Raw genomic sequence first — 1,570 nt, 5'->3', positions numbered from 1 at the left:
TGGAAAACATTAAAAAAGCATGGGAAGCCTCATACCCTCAAATATTCTTTGAAAGAAAGCTATTTGAGGATATAATGGGACACTACAGGTACCCTAAAGGTTCCGGCTGGGGGCATACTTCTGATATAGCCAGTAATTTTAAGGCCATTGATTTTTATGAGGATTTTACCAAAGTTGGAGATGAAATATTTGCTACAAAAGCTGTATCTATGAAGACTACAACCACTAAAAGTGTTGATAATTGGCTAAATACTAAGGCTGTACGTGACAATATTGATAATTTAATCCTTGGAAGGGGAGCTGGTAAAGGTATAAGTTGGAATGGAAAAACTGTATTTTTTGATCAGGCGGAAATTCACATATATATGCCAAAAGGAAATATTACGACTGAATTAAAATCAGAGTGGCTTAACAAGCTGGCAGCAGAACTGCCTTCTATTAAATTTGAAATTAATGCGTTAGAAGAATTGATAAAATAATGACAGGATGATACTTAAAAACATAAAGGCTCCAACTATTGCAAAGGAAAAATATAAATGGTCTAATCAAATTCACAACAAGCTTTCTTATGAGTTATGGGTAAACTTTATTGATGACAATCAAGACTATTTTACATGGCTTGAAAGCACCGAAATTGGGAAAGAGCGATTGTTAAATATAGACAACATACCGATTAGCTTTAGAAAAGGCACCTTGGAACAATTGCAAAAAGGACAGGCTCTTGCAGAATATAATGAGAAGAAAGGGTATCACGAAATAATAATAGATTTTCATAAGGAGTTTGGAATGGTTCATACCACCTTCATGAAACCAATTACAAAAGATCATTTGAGGATATTATTGGATATGGCTAATTATCTCGAAGCATATCTGCTCAACAACGGTACTGAAATAATAGATGAGAAGGCACTGGAAAGTCTTAAGTAAAAGATAAAATCAAAGGTGCTCTAAGCAGAAACCTTAATTTAGTGGGCAGAAGCTTTTGAAGTATGGGATGAGATTGGTTTTAAGGCAGTTACGGGAACGGGAAATATATGGGATGATATTGTAATTAATGGAAAAAAGGGTGTTAAGGAGGCATTGTGTTGTGGCTATCAAACGATAGAACCACTTATAAAGCGATCAGGAATGCTTAATCTTCTTGCTCAATACAGTAATCGGTATTCANAACAACCACACAAAACCCACGTCATTCCGGAATTTTCGAAGTGAAGCGGAGAAAATATTCGGAATCCCCACGAACGAGGGCAGAGGCCGATGATTGCTCAACCACCCTAAAGACGCCGAGTCCTCTGCGAGAGACATCGGCTGGGAAGAAAGGTGTTTAGCCTTAATCTCAGGCGGGCGGGACGTCCACGAATAGCGCGGCCCGTTGAAGGGATGGATTGAGCGTTTGAAACGGGCTTGGTTCGTGGTGCCTTTTTCTTTTGTTTCGTTTTCTTTTGGGCATGCAAAAGAAAATGAAAACCAGAGATAGAACCACTTATAAAGCGATAAGAAATACTTATCAATCTTCCTGCTCAATACAGTAATCGGTATTCGGTAATCAGTAATGGGGTATTGTGTGTGG

General features: G+C 37.9%; 2 protein-coding genes. Both read left to right on the top strand.

What is annotated here, in order from left to right; translation table 11 throughout:
• The coding region (locus JMN32_RS10390; RefSeq protein ID WP_202856272.1) for a hypothetical protein at positions 1 to 479 on the top strand (479 nt) is incomplete at its 5' end.
• A gap of 7 nt (positions 480 to 486) precedes the next feature.
• Entirely contained in the window at positions 487 to 927 is a 441-nt protein-coding gene (locus JMN32_RS10385; protein WP_202856271.1) for a hypothetical protein, read from the top strand.
• Positions 928 to 1,570 lie beyond the last annotated feature (643 nt).

It is taken from the genome of Fulvivirga marina, from assembly GCF_016775155.1.
GTDB lineage: Bacteria > Bacteroidota > Bacteroidia > Cytophagales > Cyclobacteriaceae > Fulvivirga > Fulvivirga marina.
The sequence above is the reverse complement of the archived record's forward strand: the minus strand, read 5'-3'. Positions and strand labels throughout refer to the sequence as shown.